The following is a 19,552-nucleotide window of genomic DNA, read 5'->3' as shown; positions in this document are numbered from 1 at the left end:
ACCTGTTCGCCAGCCTGTGCCTGCAGCACCTGATTGAGGATCGCCTCCAAAAGCGCGTCGACGCCGGATTCCTTAGAATCTCCAAGAAATAATTGATGCAGAAGTTGTTCATTTAGAGTAATCTGTAATTGAGCCATCCCTGAGTCTCTCCTTTAGAATTTGGTTTTAGACAACTCTATTCTAACTGAGATGATGGGCTCCGGCTCATTTTCTATGAAAAAAATGAGGGAGCAGAGAAGACGAATCCCGCTGTTTTTCCGGAGGGTGGGCCGGCCCACCCTCCGGAAAAACAGAACGCACGCCCGTCGATTCCTCTTATTCAGATAACCCTTTTTACACAATTATACGGTCTCAACTATTTAAAGTGGGTATTAAGACATTCACAGATAAAGAAATAAAGACATTATCTCGTAATCCCTGTGTGAAAAAAGTCGGTGCAAGGTACTGACCTACACTGATGAATTTAAACGTATTATTATAGCTGAAAATGAAAAAGGAAAGGTTCCAAGAGAGATTTTGAAGGCCATAGATTCGATCCTAATCTTTTGGGGATGCATCATGTGGATCATCAGTTAAAAGATGGCGAAAATCCTAAAAACTAAACGGTATTGCAGGTCTCCGTGACACACGAAAAGGAAACTCAACAAGACCAATTGAAAAATAGCCTTCCTTAGAGGAAAAATATAAACGGTTGAAAGCCCAAAACCGTTTATTGAAAGGGGAAAATGAACGGTTAAAAAAAATCGACTTAATGGAAAGGAGGCTGAGGCCGTAAAATGATCCGGTGAACACAAGTTCTTACTGATTCATTCTGTCATTGAAAAAAATAAACTTAATAATAGAGTATGCTATTTATGCCAATTGGCAAAAGTGTTATGCTCCGGCTATTACCGTTATTTTTCTTTGCCTGCCCAAGAAAAAAGAAATGAGAAAAGTACAGAAAAACCAAGGATAAGCAAGTGAAACGTAAAAAGGTGCTCGTCAATTCAAAATGACATTAGAAGGGAACCTTGGCGTGACCTTTAACTTAAAACGTATTCGAAGGATTATGAACAAATATAGGATCGTTTGTCCGATTAGAAAGGCAAATCTTTACCGAATAATGATGACCAAGGAATACACCATCTGGCCAAACCGCTTAAAAAGAGAGCTTAAGCAAAGTCAACTCGGAAAAGTATTGCTTACCGGTATCACTTATCTCTTTTATGAAGAAGGCCAGAAAACTTATTTATCAACGATTAAGGACAGTTCAACTCATGGAATTATGGCCTACCATGTATCTGATCATTTAACCCTAGATATCGTCACAGATACGCTGCATAAACTGAAACGCAATCAAAAAGTAAAGTTAGCTAAAGATGACTTCATTCACTCCGATCAAGGATTCCATTATACAAGTCTTACTGTTCAGAAGTTAGTCAAGAAGTACAAGCTCGAACATCCGTGTCCAGGCGAGGAAACTGTTGGGATAACGCCCCGCAGGAATCCTTCTTCGAGCACTTTAAAAATAAGGGGTTGATCAAATCTTGTCAAGCTCTCGAAGAACTTAGAAGAGGAATTAAGTGATATATGAGTTAGTACAATCACTATAGATATCAGTGGGATTTAAAAAAGATGACCCCCTGTTCAATACAGGAATCATCTTCTCAAAACAGCATAGGTTTTTTAAGGGTACAGATCAAATATCGATGGGTTTTCTAGGTGTCATTGATTGCGATAGGGTGATGTTGGCATAATTTAACCATCATGGGGTTCATATTATATTTCGAAAGACAGTTTTTTTATACCAGTATTGCTTGTTATTCGCTCTGACCTGCATTATCATTCGTTTATTCCTGCACCAATCTAATCTACGTAAGCACTGAATTCATCTGTGATCGTTTCGTTTTGAACCGCAAGAAAAAAAGGTGTCCCATCTATTACGTGAAATGTCATCCCTATGGTTTTTAAACCACTTGAATTCTGGTCACTCTTGTCTTCGTTCAGGTCGTGATCAAGCGACATCACGTTTCTGAAATAAATCAATCACCAAGTATTCAGTCCGTGCTCTGATGGCCACTGTGTAGGGTCATGGTCGATATACGCATGGATTCCATCCGATTCCGGATAATACCAATGGCTTCCCTTGTCAACACTGAAACACGAAATTGAAATTCTGTCGTGCGGATGCCCATCCCACGAAGTATGTCCCCATCCTTTACCTATTCCAACGTACTCGCCCGGTTGAAGCGTCATGAATGGTGAACTAGGATACCTCCAATCATATACTTGAACATTTTCCGTAACATTATAGAATGATCCCCCGTCTACACTCATATTATTAACCCAACGGTTGAACATATCCAATGGATAGATTCTTGTCGTCCCATTATAATAGATGTCCTTTGAAGCATCATAATCATATGCGTAGAAATCTGGCCATTGATCATTCCCAATATCATTGTGAAGGTCATATGCGCTGAAACGTGCGGGTTCATACGGCGGGTAAGCATCTGCCTTCTTCCATACGATCTGTCCACCACGCATTCTGAATCGTGATCCTGTTCCGACTACGTCCACATAGTCTACCCAACGGTCTTCGCCTTTCGGCGCATTAAACACATAACATTTCATAATGTTACCTCCTATGAATCAATTTTCAACTCAAGGGAAAATGTTGTTGTTATTATTTATTTGTGACAAATAAAATCAAATGTTTTCGTTATTCCGTAGGATTTAATTTACAGAATTTATAATTACGGAGATTTAATCCCTCAGTGCATTGTGAGATCTTTTGTGATTCTTCATGAAGACCGTGTTCTGGTGCTTCATAAAGCTCGACATTGTCAAACTCATCGAGACAGAATTTAATGCTTCTGGAAAAGTCATGTACAGGAAAAACCCATGTAGGGACGGCATTAGGAATCAAAGCGTATGAAATGGGGTAAGACGTCTGTTTTTCCCAAGTCACCGATTTGGTTGATCAATTAGAGGAAGTGCCCAAAGCAGAAACATTTAGTTGACTGAAGCGACAAATCGAGACATCGGATCTATTCATTCTCGATGTACTAGGTTACGTTCCGTTCAAAAAACAGGACCAAGAATTCTTTTTTTACATTAGCACAGAGATTGTTATGAACACAAAAGTGTTGACCTAGAATCGGGAATTTGGTCAATGGAGACGAGTGTTTGGGGAAAATTGGCTCACTTCAGCTCTAGTGGGTCGTTTGGTTCATCATGTTTATATCATCGCGTGTACAGGAGAAAGTTACCGATTGAAAAATACCTGTGCTTCAATAAAAATTAATACTGAAATTTCATGTTATTAGTGTTCTCAGCATTATTTGTCCATTCATAGCTCCTCATTTTAGCATCACCGTATCGCAAACGTATTCACTTTTCAATATGGAAGACGCCCACATTTAAAGTAAGGATAAAACAATTCAACAAGTGGATAAATCAAAAAGTAGCCCGGATGAAGGCATTGCAAAAATTTAATTAAGAAGTTTTGTCACAAAACAAGTTTCTGAGAGACACATTGAATTGTAAGTGATCAAAACAAATTTAAGTCCTCTGAGGAGAATGGGGGGTCTTAGATTTAAAAAATTTTAAGCGGGTGATTTTTTATGGATGAAATGGTTTTAGAAGCACAAGAATGGGTGAACTTTAATTACCATGGGAAAAAAGGCTTTGTTCCTGCACCAACAAATGGGCAAACAGGGTGGTCAACGATGTACGCCCTAACGAGAGCTTTACAAATTGAATTAGGAATTGGCACCCCAGTCAATAATTTTGGCGATGGAACAGCCACTGCTTATCGAAATTGGGGAGAGATGGAGATGGGTAGTGTTCCAACTGATCTGAAGGGCATAAATATTGTGAAAATACTTCAATCAGCTATGTACTGTAAAGGTTATGGTCCTGGTGGGATAAATGGAACATTTGGGGAAGGAACAAAAAGAGAGGTCATTCGACTGCAAACAGATGCAGGGTTACCAATCAGAGACGGGAAGGTTTATGACTATATCTTTAAAGCATTTTTGGTCATGGATGCTTATGTTCTAGTTTCTGATGAAGGTCAGAGGATCAGAGAGATGCAAAGGGATCTTAACTACAATTATTATAAAACATCAGGTGTACAACCAGCTGATGGAATATATCAAAGAGGAACTAACAGGGCTTTAATCTATGGCATTCAAACAGAGGAAGGCATTGATCCTGAACAGCAAACTGGTTCTGTTGGCCCGGCGACAACAAATCGGTTACCAACTTTATCAATTGGAAATAATGGAGTATTCGTTAAACTTTTACAATATGCTTTGTACGTTAATGGTTATGATCCGGGAGTCTTTGATGGAGTCTACGGGAATGGGGTTAAAAACACTGTTATTGAATTTCAGGAATTTGTTGCATTAACTGCTGATGGAATTGCCGGAAAACAAACTTGGCTATCTCTTCTTCAAAGCAAGGGAGACCCTAATCGCATGGGAACGGCTTGTGACTGTGTCACAGAAATTACCTCCTTTAAAGCGCAGGCATTAAAAGATGCTGGTTATAGGACGGTGGGACGCTATCTTGTTAACAAACCTGGCTCAAGTCTTAACAAAAAAATACAACTAGGCGAAATTGAAACCATTCTAAATGCAGGATTAACAATTTACCCTATCTATCAAACTGATAGCTCTACTCAATCTTATTTTAGCGCAAAACAAGGAGCTAACGACGCTGTTGTTGCCTATAAAGTTGCAAATAGTTATGGATTTCGGGATGGGACAACTATTTACTTTTCAGTAGATTTTGATGCTTTGGATTATCAAGTTACAGATAGTATTCTTCCTTACTTTAATGCGATTTATAACAAGATGATAGCATTAGGATCTAAATATAAGATTGGTATTTATGGACCGAGAAATATTTGTATTAGAGTTGGTGAAAGGGGTTATTCTTCTAGTAGTTTTGTAAGCGGGATGTCTACTGGTTTTAGTGGAAATCTAGGTTATCCTCTTCCTAGAGATTGGGCTTTTGATCAAATCTCAACGATATATATAGGTACTGGTAATGGATTAATTGAAATTGACAATGATATACAATCAGGAAGAGACAAAGGTGTAAGTGCTGTTTCTCCACAGGAAGAAATTAATGTAATTGATGATACTTATTTTGATAGTACCTACGAATCAGGATGGAGAGCAGAATTAACCGACCAATTGGAAGATGGTAGAACAATTCTTCAATGGATAAAGGGAGACGTACTTCTTTTTGATGAACAAGTTCCCAAGGCTCTTGACAATCTTATCAGATATGATGACCTAATTACTGATTTAAGCAATATTTACAGTATGAGAAAGTCAATGATTCAGTCTGTAATGTTGCGGGAGATGGCCTGTTTTGGGGCGGATGATGTTCTCCGAGATGCCGCTGTGCAACAATATTATGATTATATGGATCAGTTAGAGGCTTATAATTCTCTTCCTGATGAACAAAAGCTAATTACTCCTCCGCCTGTGCTTCCAACAAATCCGCTTCTGGCAGATGATAGTAGTACTGGATTATCTCAAATTTTTGCTAGAACCGCTATTGATGCGATGATTTATGCAAGAGCAAATCTAGTTTCGGAAAGTAAAGTGTATGATAAGGAGAATTGGAAAGATGTGTGGGATGTTTGGGAGAATTTAAAGAATGATGATACTTTTAATGTTAGTGCCTGCGCCTTAGTTTTAATCCAAGCGTCTCAAGATTATAATGAATTTGGTTCTAACTATTACGATTATACAATAGATCAAATTATGGGAACCTTAGCAAGATATAATGGTACAGGGGACAAAGCGACCGCTTACGGTGAAGTAGTGTATCATTTATATGAAATACTCGAAAAATATAATAAGTTGTGTAGAGGAAATCAATGAACGAAATAATAGAAGAGGTTGTCCTAAAAGCCTCTAAAAATTAATGAGCGGAGAGAAAAGGATCAACTTTTCTCTCCGCTTTTCTGTTTTTATTCGGATGTTCTTGTTATTTTTTGGAATTGTAATAAGTACCCTTTCAGCAATTAAGTGTAAGCGTCAAATAATGGACACCTTCTCCTGATCACTCGATCATGCGATGATATCTCTATCAATTGATCGGGAGGATCATCCATGACACGAGTAGAATTACATGAGCGCTGGCAGAAACGAATGCAAGATTTCGAGACCAGCGATTTAACAGGCACACAGTGGTGTACGGCTCAGGGCATTCCTTTATGTCAGTTCCGTTATTGGCGGCGCAAGTTACGTCACAATTCCCCTGATACTAATCGTTGGATGACTGTTGGGCTGGATCATTCTACGCAACAGGAGCCCTTATTCATTTATGTTGGATCCGCAAAAGTTGAGGTTCATACTGGATTCGATCCGGATTTGTTTGCGGATGTCGTTCGGGTGCTGCGTGCTTTATGATTCGTGCGTCCACCATTGAAAACGTCTACTTGGCTAAGGGTCCTACGGATCTGCGCAAATCCATTGATGGTTTATCCGTCTTGGTTCAAGAAGGCTTTCATCTCGATCCGTTTTCGCCCTGCTTGTTTGTCTTCTGCAATCGTAAGCGAGACAAGCTGAAAATTCTGCATTGGGAATACAGTGGATTTTGGCTTTATTACAAGCGTTTAGAAAAAGGCACCTTTCAATGGCCGAAGGCCAATGACTCAAGCCCTTCGTTACCCATCAATCGTCGTCAGCTCAACTGGCTGCTGGATGGTCTGTCCATTCAGCAGCGTCAGGCACATAAAGAAATCACCGCGCGCACACTTCTCTAATTTTCAAAGAAATGAGAGACAGGGCGCGTGTCTTCTATTATAATAAAAAAATGGAAAACAGAACGGAGTCCACCACACCCACAATTGAAGCATTGCGTGAAGAACGTGATGCGCTGAAGAAACAAAACGCCGAACTGACGCTCAAGCTGAAATGGTTCCAAGAACAATTCCGTCTCAGCCAAAAACGTCAATTCGGTGCTTCGAGCGAAAAGACACATCCGGAGCAGTTAACCCTTCAACTATTCAATGAAGCAGAAAGCGAATCGGATCCTAACCTTCCCGAACCGACCGTTGAAACGATTACCTATAAACGCAAGAAAAGCCCAGGACAGCGACAGGAAAAGCTGGAGAATCTCCCGGTTGAAGTGATTGACTATGATTTACCTGAGACCGAACAAATCTGTTCCTGCTGTGGAGGAGCTTTACATGAAATGTCCACTGAAGTTCGCGAAGAACTGAAAATCATTCCTGCACAGGTTAAGGTCATCAAGCATGTTCGTCACACATATGCCTGTCGCCATTGCGAACGGGAAGCCATTCAAACACCGATTGTCACTGCGAAAGTGCCAAAAGCTGTTTTTCCTAAGAGCTTAGCATCACCTTCGGCGATGGCTTATGTGATGTGTCAGAAATATTTGGACGCTCAGCCGTTATACCGTCAGGAGCAACAATTGAAGCGTTTAGGTGTCACCTTGTCCCGGCAAACACTGGCCAATTGGATGCTTCATGGAGCTGAACATTGGCTCCGCTTTATCTATGATCGGATGAAGACTCACTTGGTTGCCCGTGACCTTTTGCATGCAGATGAAACCATTCTTCAAGTTTTGAAAGAACCGGGACGATCTGCTTCATCGAAGTCGTACCTTTGGCTCTATCGGACGGGACGTGAAGAACCGGGAATTATTCTTTATGATTACCAAACGACACGTGCTGCCAAGCATCCGATGAAATTTTTGGAAGACTTCAAGGGTTATCTGCAAGTGGATGGTTATGCGGGGTACCAGCAACTCAAAAATGTAATTCTTGCCGGATGTTGGGCTCACGCGCGAAGGAAATTCAGTGATGCATTAAGTGCGCTGCCTGAATCCGCCAAGGAATCCGCAGTCATCGCCAAAGAAGGACTCGCTTATTGTAATCAGCTTTTTAAAATTGAACAGGATCTCAAAAAAAGCAAGGCTTCCGATGATGAACGCTATCAAGTACGACAAAGTCAAAGCAAACCCGTCGTTGAGGCTTTTTCAGTATGGCTTCAAAGGCAGGCACCTAAGGTGCTGCCGAAAACTGCTTTAGGATTAGCGATCAAATACTGCCGTGCGCAGTGGGAAAAGCTGACGGTGTTCCTACAAGATGGACGACTAGAATTAGATAATAACCGAGGGGAGCGTTCCATCAAACCCTTTGTGATTGGAAGAAAGAACTGGTTATTCTCAAACACGCCTCGCGGAGCTAAATCAAGCGCAACGATCTATAGTGTCATCGAAACCGCTAAGGAAAACGGATTAATTCCATTTCAGTACCTCATTTATCTATTTGAGCAACTCCCCAATCTTGAAGAGCAGACTGAGGAGGCACTCGATCAGCTGCTTCCTTGGTCCTCAAGTCTTCCGGAAAACTGCAAACTAGCTTCCCGATAATCATAAATCATGCCCACATCTTTGACTAGGTGTGGGCTATTTGACGCTTACAATTAAGTCACCAAAGGGAATTTTTAAATCTTTTACTTTTTTCCTAATGTATTGGGTTATCAAGGACCGTAAAATCTTGAGATGAATAGATAAACAAAGCTCCTGTTCAGTGGATGTAGCGGAGTTTGATCGATATGAGGTACCCCTTCGACGCTACTCTTGATAATAAGGAGAAAATCGAGGGGATTTTATTATGAAAAAAGAAGATAGTGAAAAGAATACAGTTGAAGAAAAGTTATCAATGAAAATCCAACAAGGAAGCTAAAAAATAGAATAAGGAAATAGTACTTCTTTTTCATTTTTATTTTTTGATAAAGTGCTCTATTGGCGAATATCAATAGAGGGAAGTAAAACAAACTGATGAACAAAGCGATTGCGAGAAATAAAATGCCATCTCCTTTCTCTGAATTGGGATCAACAAATGCTAAACCTAAATCTTGAGCAGTATAAGGTATACCTAGAATCCACAAACAGATGACATAGAAGAATAACAAACCAAGAATGAAATTTAAGAGAAATTCAACGGAAACGAAGATAAATTTCATTGTGTATCCCATCCATTCCAAGACAAGTTTTGCAAACCGATCATTAAATGATAAAGGAAAAACAAGTGACATATTGAGAAGCGGGTAAATCTTCAGCTTACAAAAAGAATTTCGTTGTGACACTTGAAGAAATTAAGAATTAAACGTGTGCTGGTTGCCTGAAAGTCAGAAGTTCTTAATTGCCAAGGTCATTGGTTATTAGTTTTTGGGTAAGATTTTTTGCTATTAATTGTTTAAATAATTGGCTTTCCTGAACTGAGTTAAAATATCTTCTAGGAATAACAATTGCTTTGTTTTTTGAGACATACAATAAAAAGAGTTCTTTATACTGTTGAAAAGAAAAGATATCATTCCATTCATATTGAGTTTTGGAATTTTCTCTTAAAATAGTTACTCCACTGTCATTAACGACAAATTGAGCCCCTTTTTTTAATATTTGATCACTCCGAAACTCCTTGCGAAAATGAAAATTTAAAAGAATTTTTATCAAAGCAACTGTCAGGATCGCGATGATTAGAGAAATAGTAAGTGACAGGATCCATGACATGCTTGTTAAATTAATGAGAAAAACGATTATCCATAAAGTTAAAAAACCAATTTGAACGATTCTTTTTGAGTGATAACGATTAAACGTTTTAAACTCCTTATACGTTAATCGTCCGCCAAATTTTATAATCTCTTTCTCCATAAATTGAATTACCCCCTTATACTATTTTTATCAATAAAATCATTAAGGACAGAGATGAAATAGAAAATTCTTTATATTTCACAGTATATGAAAATGCACATAAGAGCTAGTATACAGCCTTGTACTTAACTTATTATAAAGATTAAATAAATAAGAAAACCGAAAGAACATAGTCAAAGTTTATATGTCCACATTTCCAATTATAATAAAGGTGTAAATGAAAGGGGCCTTGTCACAATGAAGAAAGGAAATTTAATGATTCTGATTATCCTATCGGTCAGCCTTACTGTAAATGTCGTCCTTACTGTCAACTATTCGAATAGCATGGAAAAAGTCAATGGGCTCACAAAAAAGGTTGCCGATTATTCCAAAAAAATGGCATCAATCAAAAAGGAAAACAAACAAAATTCGGCAACTAAGAATGCTCTTTCGGAATTATCCAATTGGAAAGTGAAACCAAAACCTATTGGTTCATACAAATATGACCGAAATAAAACAAATGGTGCGGTTATGACACCATATGAAGCCGACGCTATTTATAATTCCAACAAAAAGTATCAGAAAGTCGGCCTTGATGGTGTGCAGGCACCGAATCCTTTCGGAGACAAAATGATTAATCGCGCTACCGTTACCGATGAACTTGCGCAAAAATATTTATTGAGCATGATCAATAACCCAAAGGAACGGACAAGACAACGTATAGACTGGCTCTCATACGCTGTGCTAATTAATAAGTCCGGATTGAAACACCGAAAAGTTTATGCTGACCTATTGGCTCGTTGGCAGAATAACTATGACTTTTCGCAACTTGCCAAAGAACGGAAAACGATTGAAAATCTGCAAAAGTAGCGGAAGCTTGTACTGATACAAACTTATGAAGAAATGAATAACATATAATTTTTGTTCACTCAATTCGATGAAATACGGAATTAATTAAGCCTTCATCATTGCTTAATGAAAGTCGACGAGAGAAATGACGGCATAGCTCAATAAAATAGGGTTTTATTCGTAACAATGTTTTCATTATTTCATTGGCATTTCTTGATGCAGTCCATGAGGCCAGCAGGGTTAACTCACTTTTATTTAATTTCGTCCGGCTGCCTTCTATTTTAGCCCAGTCTCCATATGCGTTGGGCTGCGCACTTTTTTCCATATACCAGCCGATTGCCATTAACTGGCGCAGCGCATCAAGATCATGAAGCGAATAATAATATTCTCCCCGCATCGCTCTGCGATAGGCTTCGTGCACGTGGGCAAAACATTTGTTTCGCCAATCGAAATAGTCCTGAGTTGTATAGTCATACTTCATCTCTTTTGATTTTTTGGCAGTGTTTTGTAAAAATCCGCTCTCGGAATCCTTAATTATTTTGATCTTTTGCAGCCAAACGGAGGGATGGATCATTTCCGGAGTTTAGAAAAAAAGATCCATTTTAATAAAGTTCGTGTAATGGACAACAAGCAGTCGAGATAAATGTGCATTTTCAATAAACAAGATGTCGCTCCATTTACCGGCCATCTCTATTTTGTGTTCAGTCAGTGTTTGGAGTTGGTCTGGTTGGGCGATGATGCGAAGATCAATATCAGAATACAAGTCTTCGGTTCCATTGCCGACTGAGCCACCGAAAAAAGCAGCTGAAATTCGCTCGTCATCGTAAATAGCCTTTATAATACGCGTTTTCAGACGGTTACGTTCTTCAGGAAGTCTCTGATCCTCCGGATGATTCATCAAAAGCAAAATCTCCTTTCTTGTGTCGTACGGTCACGACTCCTTTTTCAACCCCGTTTTCCACACAATCACATTCGCAACGAGCAAGCAGGCGATGTAGATAAAAATACCGTATCCGGGAAGAGCCCAGCGAATGACGGCATGACCTGCAGCGAACAATCCGGCAATGAGAAACAAGAAGAAAATCATCATGTTTCCGCTCGTTGGAGTGGCGTCAAAAGGTTTTGAGAATGGGAACGCTTCATTTAAACAATATCGGTAACTAATGACGGTGAAGATGGAAGCGGTTAAGAGTACCGCAATTAAATCCGGTAGAATGCGCCAATGAAAAAGTAAGAGGAACAGAATGGATAAAATCAGGAACACCGGAAGAAAAAGCTGCGTGAGAGCTGCCTTGAGTGTTCCGGAAAAAATAGCCGTGCGATTGGCGATCGGCGCGGTTCCGTAGATCCATGCACCTTTATATGCGCTTGAATAGTTAAGCATGAATAGAGCAGTAGGAATCAGAAGCAAGCTGAAATAGACATAGTAGTATCCTGATCCTTTACCCAGTTGATCCAATGATGAGCCTTGTAAGCCATTCATTAAAAAAATGAAGGGAAAGACCAGTGACATTCCGAGTGAGGGGTAGACCTTCAGCTTGAACATGCGGTCCTGCTTCATCATTAAGGAAGCGAATCGGAAGAAATGGCGCTCTTCTTGTTTACGGCAGAGCAGTCTGCCGAGAAATCGGTTGAACCACCCGAGCTTCTGTCTGCTTTTTCCGGTTTGCACGGATAATTTAATGATGGCGCGTTCAAAGGATGCGCTGAATCCATGATAAATCAAAATGAGCACAATAGGCGCAACGAAACCGAGGATACCTAGAAAGATAAATTGCGACTCATGATGCCCGCCAATCAGCCATTCGGTCATTGCGCCAAACCAAAGCGGCGGAACGAAGAACTGCCACCAGGACAGAGACAGACTGATGTGGCTTACCGTAATATCGAACGCGCGAATAACGAGCTGGTAGCCAATTGCAATCGCAAATGACAGGAAAATCTGCACATAGTTGATGACATCTTTCAGTCGCTCGCCGTCAAAGAACTTTAACACAATCAGATAGATGAATGTTGTGCAGGAAATGGCGATCAAGTCAATCAGTACAAGATTTAATAAGAATAGAAGGAAAAACAGCGGACCGCTGCGCATCAGACCGACAATTGCCGAAGGGAGGCCCATTGTTCCGGTCAATAAGATGAGATAGATGCAGATGTGGACGGTTTTCGCCGCGTGCAGTGTCCTGGAATCAATGGGTTTCGTCCCTAGGATGGATTGATCACGCGTGTCGAGAAGCACCGCTGAGAAGTCTGCAATCATCGCGGTCATGACCATGAAAAGAATGATACTGAACACGAGACTCATTTTGAATAAATAGTCACTGCCGAGAAAATTAATTGGGACAATAAACAGCCCGGTTAGTGCATAGACCCAGAGTGATTTAAGAAACAAATTGCCCTCTTTTTCCTTATTCCGGGCTCTGCTGCCGAGCACAACTGGCGTTCGTCGCGCATCCATCAGCAATTTGGCGGCGAGCACCTTTCGCATGACCGGATAATCCACATGCATATGATTGAACATCCATTTCAAACGATCAAGCACTTTTAAGAAAAAGTTCTCTTCCATCGATCACACCTCTTCCACTATGGAAACGAAGTCCGCAGCGATTTGCGCGTGCTGATGAAAGCCGGTCAGCTGATTGAATATTTCCTCCAGGCTGCCCTCTTTGTTTTGTGCTTTTAATTCTTCAAACGTACCATCCGCCGCAATTTGTCCATCGTAAAGGAGCACAATGCGGTGGCTGATTTTCTCAACAATATCCATGATGTGTGATGAGTAAAAGATGGTTTTCCCTTGCCCGGCTAGCTTAGCGAGTATCTCTTTGAATACAAGAACACTGTTGGCGTCCAATCCGCTCAAAGGTTCATCGAAGAAAAGCAGATCGGGGTTGTGAAGCAGGCTGGAGATAATCAGCACTTTTTGCCGCATTCCTTTTGAAAAAGAAGAGAGGCGGGTATCAAAGACATCGGCAAGACCAAATTGATCCATGAGCAAACGGGCTTTGCGTTCCGCCCATTGTTCGTCCATCCCATAGCAGCCGCCGGAAAAAACAAGATATTCATGGGCGGTAAGCATATCATAGACTTCAGCCGTTTCAGGCACATAACCGATTCGGCTTTTATAGGCCACGCCGCTTGTTTGGATGTCCTCGCCGAACAGACGCGCCGTTCCTCCGTAACCTTGCTGGAGACCGAGTAAAATGCGGACGGTTGTACTTTTTCCTGCGCCGTTAGGTCCAATATAGCCGATGATCTGCCCGCGTCGGACCTTAAGGTTGAGTCCCTTTAAAACGTAGTGCCCGCTATAGTTCATCGTTAGGTCCTCCAAAGATAAAACAACGGATTGTTCTGTTTCGATTGCCCTCATCTCCTGAATTGAATAATTAATTCTAGATTAACACTTCCCGGGCAGGTTTGTCCGTGAAAAAAATCCTCTCATCATTAATGCTCGATTCCTGACATAAGACAAAGATCGAACTCAATGTCGACAAAATGAATGCCTTTTCATCAGATTAAATATGTGTCACGGCGGATGCCCAATGCATATATCAATATCAAGGCCCAATTTAGAGAGTAAGTGAATGAGGCGTCTCAGTTCATTCGTTTTGGGCATTCATTTATTAAGATGGAGGCGATCATTTGGAAAATAAGCAGATTTCGATCCCTTCAGATTCTCGCAAACCTTGAAAAGGATGTGGCTATTCGTGAGCGAGCTCAAGATTGTGAACTGCAGTAAATATTATAAAAAGAATGGTAAACCAATGGGTGCGTTGGAAAATGCGACGATGAATGTTGAAAACGGGCGCTTTGTCAGCATCATTGGTCCGAGCGGCTGCGGAAAGTCGACATTATTTAATATCATTGCCGGGCTCATTCAACCTTCGAGCGGAGAGGTACTTCTTGATGGGAAGGATATTACTCGGGAAACCGGAAATGTCGGTTACATGCTGCAAAAAGACCTGCTTTTGCCTTGGCGCTCTATTCTCGATAATGTGATTATCGGTTTGGAAATCCGTGGCATTCCCAAGAAGATCGCCCGCGAGCGAGCATTGCCCATGCTGCAAAAATATGGGCTTGGCGGTTTTGAATATGACCATCCGGATGCGCTTTCCGGCGGCATGCGGCAGCGTGCGGGTTTGATCCGAACGCTTTTGTATGACAAGGATGTTATTTTGCTTGACGAACCGTTTGGCGCTCTCGACGCTCAGACGCGGATGCAGATGCAAAACTGGTTGCTGCAGATCTGGAGTGACTTTAAGAAAACGATTCTTTTTGTTACGCATGATATTGATGAAGCGATTTATTTATCGGATGAGATTCACGTGTTTACCCATCGCCCGGGAAAAATTAAAGCAACAATTGAAGTCGATTTGCCGCGGCCGCGCAGTGAGAAAACATTGATGGACGACCGTTTTTTGACATTAAAGCGAGAATTGCTTTTAATGCTCCGAGAAGAACGTGTTTCGTCTGAATGAGGGACTTGTTGAGATCAAATGATGAGTTGAACGGAGGTGAAAGCAATGCCGGAGAAATTAAAAAACAGTGAGCCCTTTATTGAAGACCCAACTATTCAGACGAGCAAATTGAGAAAAAGAGCATTTATTGGGCAAATGCTGGTTGGCGGCATTCTCATTTTTCTGTGGGAGTTTCTGACACGAATTGGGTGGCTCGACAGTTATTATTGGAGCAGTCCGAGCACGATCATTCGCACAGGATGGACGGCGATCACTCAAGGAACGCTGCTGCAGGACCTGGCCTATACATCAGGATCGACCATACTCGGTTTTATATTGGGCACGGCAGCCGGGTATCTACTTGGACTTTCGTTTTGGTGGTCAAAGCTCTACTCTAGAATTTTCGAGCCATATATGATTGCATTTAACGCAATTCCAAAGCTGGCACTTGCACCGGTACTGGTCATTATGTTCGGTATCGGATTTGATTCTAAGGTAATACTCGCTTTTCTTATGACAATCATTGTCGCGGCAATCGCGGCATACAGCGGCGTACAAAATGTGGACCAGGATCTGGAGAAAATGCTTGTTTCGCTCGGGGCGAAACGGCGGCACGTTTTTATGAAGGTCGTTGTGCCGACGACGATTCCGTGGATCGTAAGCATCCTGAAGATCAATATTTCGCTCGCACTCGCAGGCACAATTGTCGGTGAATTTATCAGTTCCAGACAAGGCATCGGCCGCATGATTTTATATGCCGGCCAAGTGCTTAATATTGACCTCGTCTGGGTCGGGGTTGTTGTTCTTTCTCTATTATCTATTGTGATGTATTTAGGCACGCTTTGGTTAGAACGCGCACTGATGAAGGGAAGAACACCTAAATCATAATTGGAGGAATTGCACGATGAAAAAAATGAAATGGGCGCTCAGCCTATTGCTTTTATTTGCGCTGGTGTTGAGCGGATGCGCCTCAAACGGATCCAAACAAAAGGTGAAAAAGATTGTGATCGCCGAACCGGTGCATCTGATCGCTTATCTTCCGTTGTACGTTGCAATTGACAAAGGCTATTTTAAAGATGAAGGTCTTGATGTTAAAACGATTACGGCAACAGGTGGCGCTCATGTTACCTCTGTAGTCAGTGGCGATGCGTGGGGCGTCATTGGCGGCCCTGAATCCAACCAGATTGCTAATTATAAAAGCAAGGATCCGATTACTTCTGTAGTAAATGTTGTCAACCGCGCTAATGTTTATTTAATGGCAAATAAGAAATTAACTTTGAAGGGTGACAGTGACGCTGATCTAGCGGCCTTTATGAAAGGCAAGACAATCGCGGCGGGACGCTATGGCGGCAGCCCGAACCTGCTCACTCGCTATTTGCTCATGAAGGTCGGTCTTAACCCGAATAAAGATGTAAAGCTTGATGAACCTGCAGACGCAACGGCTGTTGTCTCACTCGTTTCACAAGGCAAAGCGGATATGGCGAACGGTGCCGAACCGCAGATCAACGAAGGTATCAAAAAGGGTGCATGGGGCGAACCATTCTACGGATTCCCAAGTCTTGGCGACTATGCGTACTCCGTAGTCAGTGTGAAAGAATCAACGATCAAGAAAGATCCTGAAACCGTACAGAAATTTGTCAATGCGATGCTTAAAGGGCTGAAGGTTGTTAATGAAGATAAGGCTGAAGCGTTCAAAGTGTTGAAGAAGGAATTCCCGACAACGCCGGACTCCAGTCTGAAAGCGGCTATGGATCGCGCATACAAAGATAATCTTTGGAGCAAAGACGGGTACATCACCAAAGCGTCTGTTGCCAAACCAATGGATGTTGTCAAGAAAACAGGTATCTACACGCACGGTTATAAATACAGCAAGCTTGTTAATATGAAATTTGTGAAGAAAGCCACTGAAAAATAATAATAAACCAGGTGCTGGTAGTCCACCTGGTTTTTCTACATAACGGAACGCTGCATTATCTAATGATTATACATGAATTGTACAAAGAGCGTGAGCAAGATGAGATAGCGCCATGTGAACGGAGCGTTCCAATGAGACAAAGTGAACGGCTTTTCATGGATAAGCGCGGACATCATGCCAAGCGTTGCATTATATGGTCCCATTAGAAATGCGGGAATTGCGCCACCGAGCATTGCGACCGTCACGACTACTGGCGCCACAAGGAGTACCTGGGAACGGAGCGCTTCAGAAATTAGTGCGAGACCAACTGCGGGGTGCAGCCCAAGAAAAGCGAGTGCGAACGGAATAAGCGGCAGGACAATAAGAAAAAGTCTGAGTCCGGTGAACTGAATCAGCGTGTCTACTGCATGGGTGACCATACGATCCGCGTGAGAAACATGAAGTGCGGTAATAAAGAACCCGGCAGTTAAGAAAATAAAAAATTGGTTTTGCATCTGAGGAATATAGGTGTGGAAGTGATGATGGAGTCCCGACAAAAAGGAACGAGTCTCACCAATCAGAAAGCACCAACTAAAGGCGAATGGCAGAACAATCAGGCTGACAAGAAAAAGAAAGCTGAGCGTAAAAAAATGATCAAGTACAGTGACTAAACCGTTCAGCAAAAGAACAGTGCCAACAATTTGCCAAAGTTTTGTCAAACGGAGTTCTTTGACCACGCTGCTTGTCTGGGTGACTGCAATTTCTTGTTCGGCTTCATTGCGTGCTTTATTCATGAATCCTGGAGCCCCCTTGGAAGTCGCCCAATCAAGTACCAAACCCGCGATGCTTAAAATGATGAGGTAGGGAAAAACCTGTGAATAGGCGGTTTTGGTTAGGTATAAAACAGTTCCGACAATAGGTGTGATAGGACTCCATAATAAAGGCATCGCATAACCATGTGTGATCGCGCAACTCAGATAACGCTTTTTATGTGCAATTTCAAACTGATTCGTTGACGGAGCAATTGAATGATAAGTGAGCGGTAGTGCGCCTAAGTTCATGAATGAACTGAAAAAGAAAGAGATAATGGAGGTGAGCACATAAAATTGGCTGCGGCTAGTCACTTTTCTTCTAATCAATTCCCTAATCTCATCTGCATAATGACCATAACGAATTGGGAATGACAAAATGGGAATAAGCGCGAAAAGCGTCACCATCTGGATCATTTCTCCGAAAGAAGTAATGAATTGAATAGCCTTTGCGTGACTAACTACAAGCATTAAGCTGCCTATCCCTAGAAAAAAAGCGCCGAATGACAGAGCCAGTCCTCGCACGCGTTGCAGACTAAGACCAACGGCAAGCATACAGAGAACGGAAACGAATAATTTAAAGACCGGCTGATGCGGAAAAAGAAAAGATACGACATAACTAGTGATAGCCATTAGATAAATGGTTCGGATCAACACATAAGCCTCCAAAGGGTTCAGATTTAGAAACAGGAGAAGCTAGCCACTCACTATGTCCTTAACTTGCGCAACCGTGAAAAAAATACTACTGCGAGAAGTAATTGAGGGAAAAAGTGGGGACAGGCTGCTGATCCATTATCATAATTCAAAATTTTTGTGCAGGATCCGATCCAAATTTCTGCTATTATTTACATAGTAACTATTCGGGAATACTGAAGTGGCAGAAAGGTTTGATTGATGTGACGTGGCGATTTTTATTCGCAATTGCTGTGGCTGTCTTGGCCGCTGCAAAGAAAAGAAATGTGGTGTTCTGGTTCATTGTAGGCTTTTTGTTCGAATGGATTCCGTTGATCATCATTTTATTTCTGCCGAATGGCAGCGGTGGACGCGTGTTTTCCGGAGGACGCAGTACGGGTACGGATACACGCTGGCACAGAAAAGTCTCGCGTAATTGTCCTTATTGCGGGCATCATGTAACTTTTGACGATATTCCCGGAAACTGGACATGCCCGGATTGCGGAAACACCTTTACATATAACGCTGATGGACGTGTTTCAAAATCAAGAGAAGACGAATTGATGCCGCAGGTTGAGTTGATTGTGAAACTGTTTGCCAAGTTGGCGAAGAGGGATGGCGTGGTCTCTGAAAATGAGGTGCGCCAAGTCGACCAAATTGTCCGGCAGGCCTTCTTGCCGACCAAAGAGCAGTTGGGAAAAATTATGACACTTTTCAACGAGTCGCGTTATTCAGAGGAGTCCTTCGAGTCCATTTCTGAAAAATTATACGCGTCGGTACGTGGGCGGCGTGATCTGCTCGTGGATACGGTTACCGCTTTGTTTGCAATTGCTGCGGCTGATGGTTCGCTGCGTGTTGAAGAGGAATCAATGATTCGGACGGCGTGCACTATTTTTGGACTGGCTGGAGACTATGAGTCGATCAAAGCACAATTTTTCGGACAATCGTCGGCAGGAGAACCTTCTCATGAAGTCAGCTTGGACGCAAGTTATCGACTACTTGAATGCGCGCCGAGTGATTCGGATCAGGTGATAAAGAAAAAATATCGGGAACTGATCAAAGAAAACCATCCGGATCGGCTGATGAGCCGAGGTGCATCTGAAGACAGTATTAAAGAGGCAAATAAAAAAGTGGCGCAGATTAAGCGGGCATACGAACAGATTATGGCAGCGCGGTAACTAATAATAGAAAATACATAGGCAAGG

Annotated in this window: 16 protein-coding genes and 3 pseudogenes; 11 read left to right on the top strand and 8 right to left on the bottom strand. The window is 41.8% G+C overall.

Annotation, left to right across the window (positions count from 1 at the left end; translation table 11 throughout):
- Positions 1-137, bottom strand: a pseudogene (locus BM003_RS17980) (IS256 family transposase); the annotation flags it as partial.
- A 203-nt stretch (positions 138-340) separates the two neighbouring features.
- On the opposite strand from BM003_RS17980, the pseudogene BM003_RS14655 reads away from it, so the two are divergent.
- Positions 341-1,660: pseudogene (locus tag BM003_RS14655) on the top strand (IS3 family transposase).
- A 365-nt stretch (positions 1,661-2,025) separates the two neighbouring features.
- On the opposite strand, the gene BM003_RS14650 reads toward BM003_RS14655, so the two are convergent.
- On the bottom strand, positions 2,026-2,613 hold the full coding sequence (locus tag BM003_RS14650) for a hypothetical protein (protein ID WP_093674376.1): 588 nt from the start codon (positions 2,611-2,613) through the stop codon (positions 2,026-2,028).
- Positions 2,614-2,837: 224 nt separating this feature from the next.
- Here BM003_RS14650 and BM003_RS18275 point away from each other — a divergent pair.
- From BM003_RS18275 to tnpC, 5 genes and pseudogenes are all read left to right on the top strand, one after another.
- A pseudogene (locus BM003_RS18275) lies at positions 2,838-3,308 on the top strand (ATP-binding protein); the annotation flags it as partial.
- A gap of 297 nt (positions 3,309-3,605) precedes the next feature.
- The gene (locus BM003_RS14645) at positions 3,606-5,885 is read left to right on the top strand and encodes a glycoside hydrolase domain-containing protein (protein WP_093674374.1); all 2,280 of its coding nucleotides are present in this window, start codon (positions 3,606-3,608) and stop codon (positions 5,883-5,885) included.
- Between the two features lie 231 nt (positions 5,886-6,116).
- Positions 6,117-6,416 (top strand): IS66 family insertion sequence element accessory protein TnpA, encoded by a 300-nt coding sequence (tnpA, locus tag BM003_RS14640; protein ID WP_093674372.1) that lies wholly within the window; start codon positions 6,117-6,119, stop codon positions 6,414-6,416.
- Positions 6,413-6,772 carry an IS66 family insertion sequence element accessory protein TnpB gene (gene tnpB, locus BM003_RS14635; RefSeq protein WP_093674370.1) on the top strand — a complete coding sequence of 120 codons (360 nt, stop codon included), beginning with the start codon at positions 6,413-6,415 and terminating at the stop codon, positions 6,770-6,772. The genes tnpA and tnpB overlap by 4 nt, the downstream gene beginning before the upstream one ends.
- A gap of 50 nt (positions 6,773-6,822) precedes the next feature.
- Positions 6,823-8,406, top strand: a complete 1,584-nt coding sequence (tnpC, locus tag BM003_RS14630; RefSeq protein WP_093674368.1) for an IS66 family transposase — start codon at positions 6,823-6,825, stop codon at positions 8,404-8,406.
- Between the two features lie 771 nt (positions 8,407-9,177).
- Here the strand turns inward: tnpC and BM003_RS14620 are convergent.
- A complete protein-coding gene (locus tag BM003_RS14620; RefSeq protein WP_093674364.1) occupies positions 9,178-9,690 on the bottom strand; it encodes a YcxB family protein in 513 nt (170 codons plus the stop codon).
- Between the two features lie 237 nt (positions 9,691-9,927).
- On the opposite strand from BM003_RS14620, the gene BM003_RS14615 reads away from it, so the two are divergent.
- On the top strand, positions 9,928-10,539 hold the full coding sequence (locus BM003_RS14615; protein ID WP_093674362.1) for a hypothetical protein: 612 nt from the start codon (positions 9,928-9,930) through the stop codon (positions 10,537-10,539).
- A 55-nt stretch (positions 10,540-10,594) separates the two neighbouring features.
- On the opposite strand, the gene BM003_RS14610 is transcribed toward BM003_RS14615, so the two are convergent.
- The 4 genes from BM003_RS14610 to BM003_RS14595 all read right to left on the bottom strand — a co-directional run bounded on the left by BM003_RS14610 (position 10,595) and on the right by BM003_RS14595 (position 13,831).
- Entirely contained in the window at positions 10,595-10,999 is a 405-nt protein-coding gene (locus BM003_RS14610; RefSeq protein ID WP_143128479.1) for a hypothetical protein, read from the bottom strand.
- Between the two features lie 102 nt (positions 11,000-11,101).
- On the bottom strand, positions 11,102-11,416 hold the full coding sequence (locus BM003_RS14605; protein WP_093674358.1) for a hypothetical protein: 315 nt from the start codon (positions 11,414-11,416) through the stop codon (positions 11,102-11,104).
- Positions 11,417-11,449: 33 nt separating this feature from the next.
- The gene (locus BM003_RS14600) at positions 11,450-13,084 is read right to left on the bottom strand and encodes a hypothetical protein (RefSeq protein WP_093674356.1); all 1,635 of its coding nucleotides are present in this window, start codon (positions 13,082-13,084) and stop codon (positions 11,450-11,452) included.
- A gap of 3 nt (positions 13,085-13,087) precedes the next feature.
- The gene (locus BM003_RS14595) at positions 13,088-13,831 is read right to left on the bottom strand and encodes an ABC transporter ATP-binding protein (protein WP_245734297.1); all 744 of its coding nucleotides are present in this window, start codon (positions 13,829-13,831) and stop codon (positions 13,088-13,090) included.
- Positions 13,832-14,222: 391 nt separating this feature from the next.
- Between BM003_RS14595 and BM003_RS14590 the strand changes: the two genes are divergently transcribed.
- From BM003_RS14590 to BM003_RS14580, 3 genes are read left to right on the top strand one after another with little or no spacing between them, the layout of a single operon-like run.
- Positions 14,223-14,993 (top strand): ABC transporter ATP-binding protein, encoded by a 771-nt coding sequence (locus BM003_RS14590; RefSeq protein WP_093674352.1) that lies wholly within the window; start codon positions 14,223-14,225, stop codon positions 14,991-14,993.
- Positions 14,994-15,038: 45 nt separating this feature from the next.
- Positions 15,039-15,860 (top strand): ABC transporter permease, encoded by an 822-nt coding sequence (locus BM003_RS14585; protein ID WP_093674350.1) that lies wholly within the window; start codon positions 15,039-15,041, stop codon positions 15,858-15,860.
- A gap of 16 nt (positions 15,861-15,876) precedes the next feature.
- A complete protein-coding gene (locus BM003_RS14580; protein WP_093674348.1) occupies positions 15,877-16,887 on the top strand; it encodes an ABC transporter substrate-binding protein in 1,011 nt (336 codons plus the stop codon).
- 59 nt (positions 16,888-16,946) lie between these two features.
- On the opposite strand, the gene BM003_RS14575 is transcribed toward BM003_RS14580, so the two are convergent.
- Complete coding sequence (locus tag BM003_RS14575) at positions 16,947-18,329, bottom strand: hypothetical protein (protein ID WP_093674346.1); 1,383 nt, start codon at positions 18,327-18,329, stop codon at positions 16,947-16,949.
- Positions 18,330-18,571: 242 nt separating this feature from the next.
- On the opposite strand from BM003_RS14575, the gene BM003_RS14570 reads away from it, so the two are divergent.
- A complete protein-coding gene (locus tag BM003_RS14570; protein WP_245734299.1) occupies positions 18,572-19,525 on the top strand; it encodes a TerB family tellurite resistance protein in 954 nt (317 codons plus the stop codon).
- The last annotated feature ends 27 nt before the right edge of the window (positions 19,526-19,552 follow it).

It is taken from the genome of Sporolactobacillus nakayamae, from assembly GCF_900113325.1.
Classification (GTDB): domain Bacteria; phylum Bacillota; class Bacilli; order Bacillales; family Sporolactobacillaceae; genus Sporolactobacillus; species Sporolactobacillus nakayamae.
This window is presented reverse-complemented; position numbering and strand designations above follow the sequence as displayed.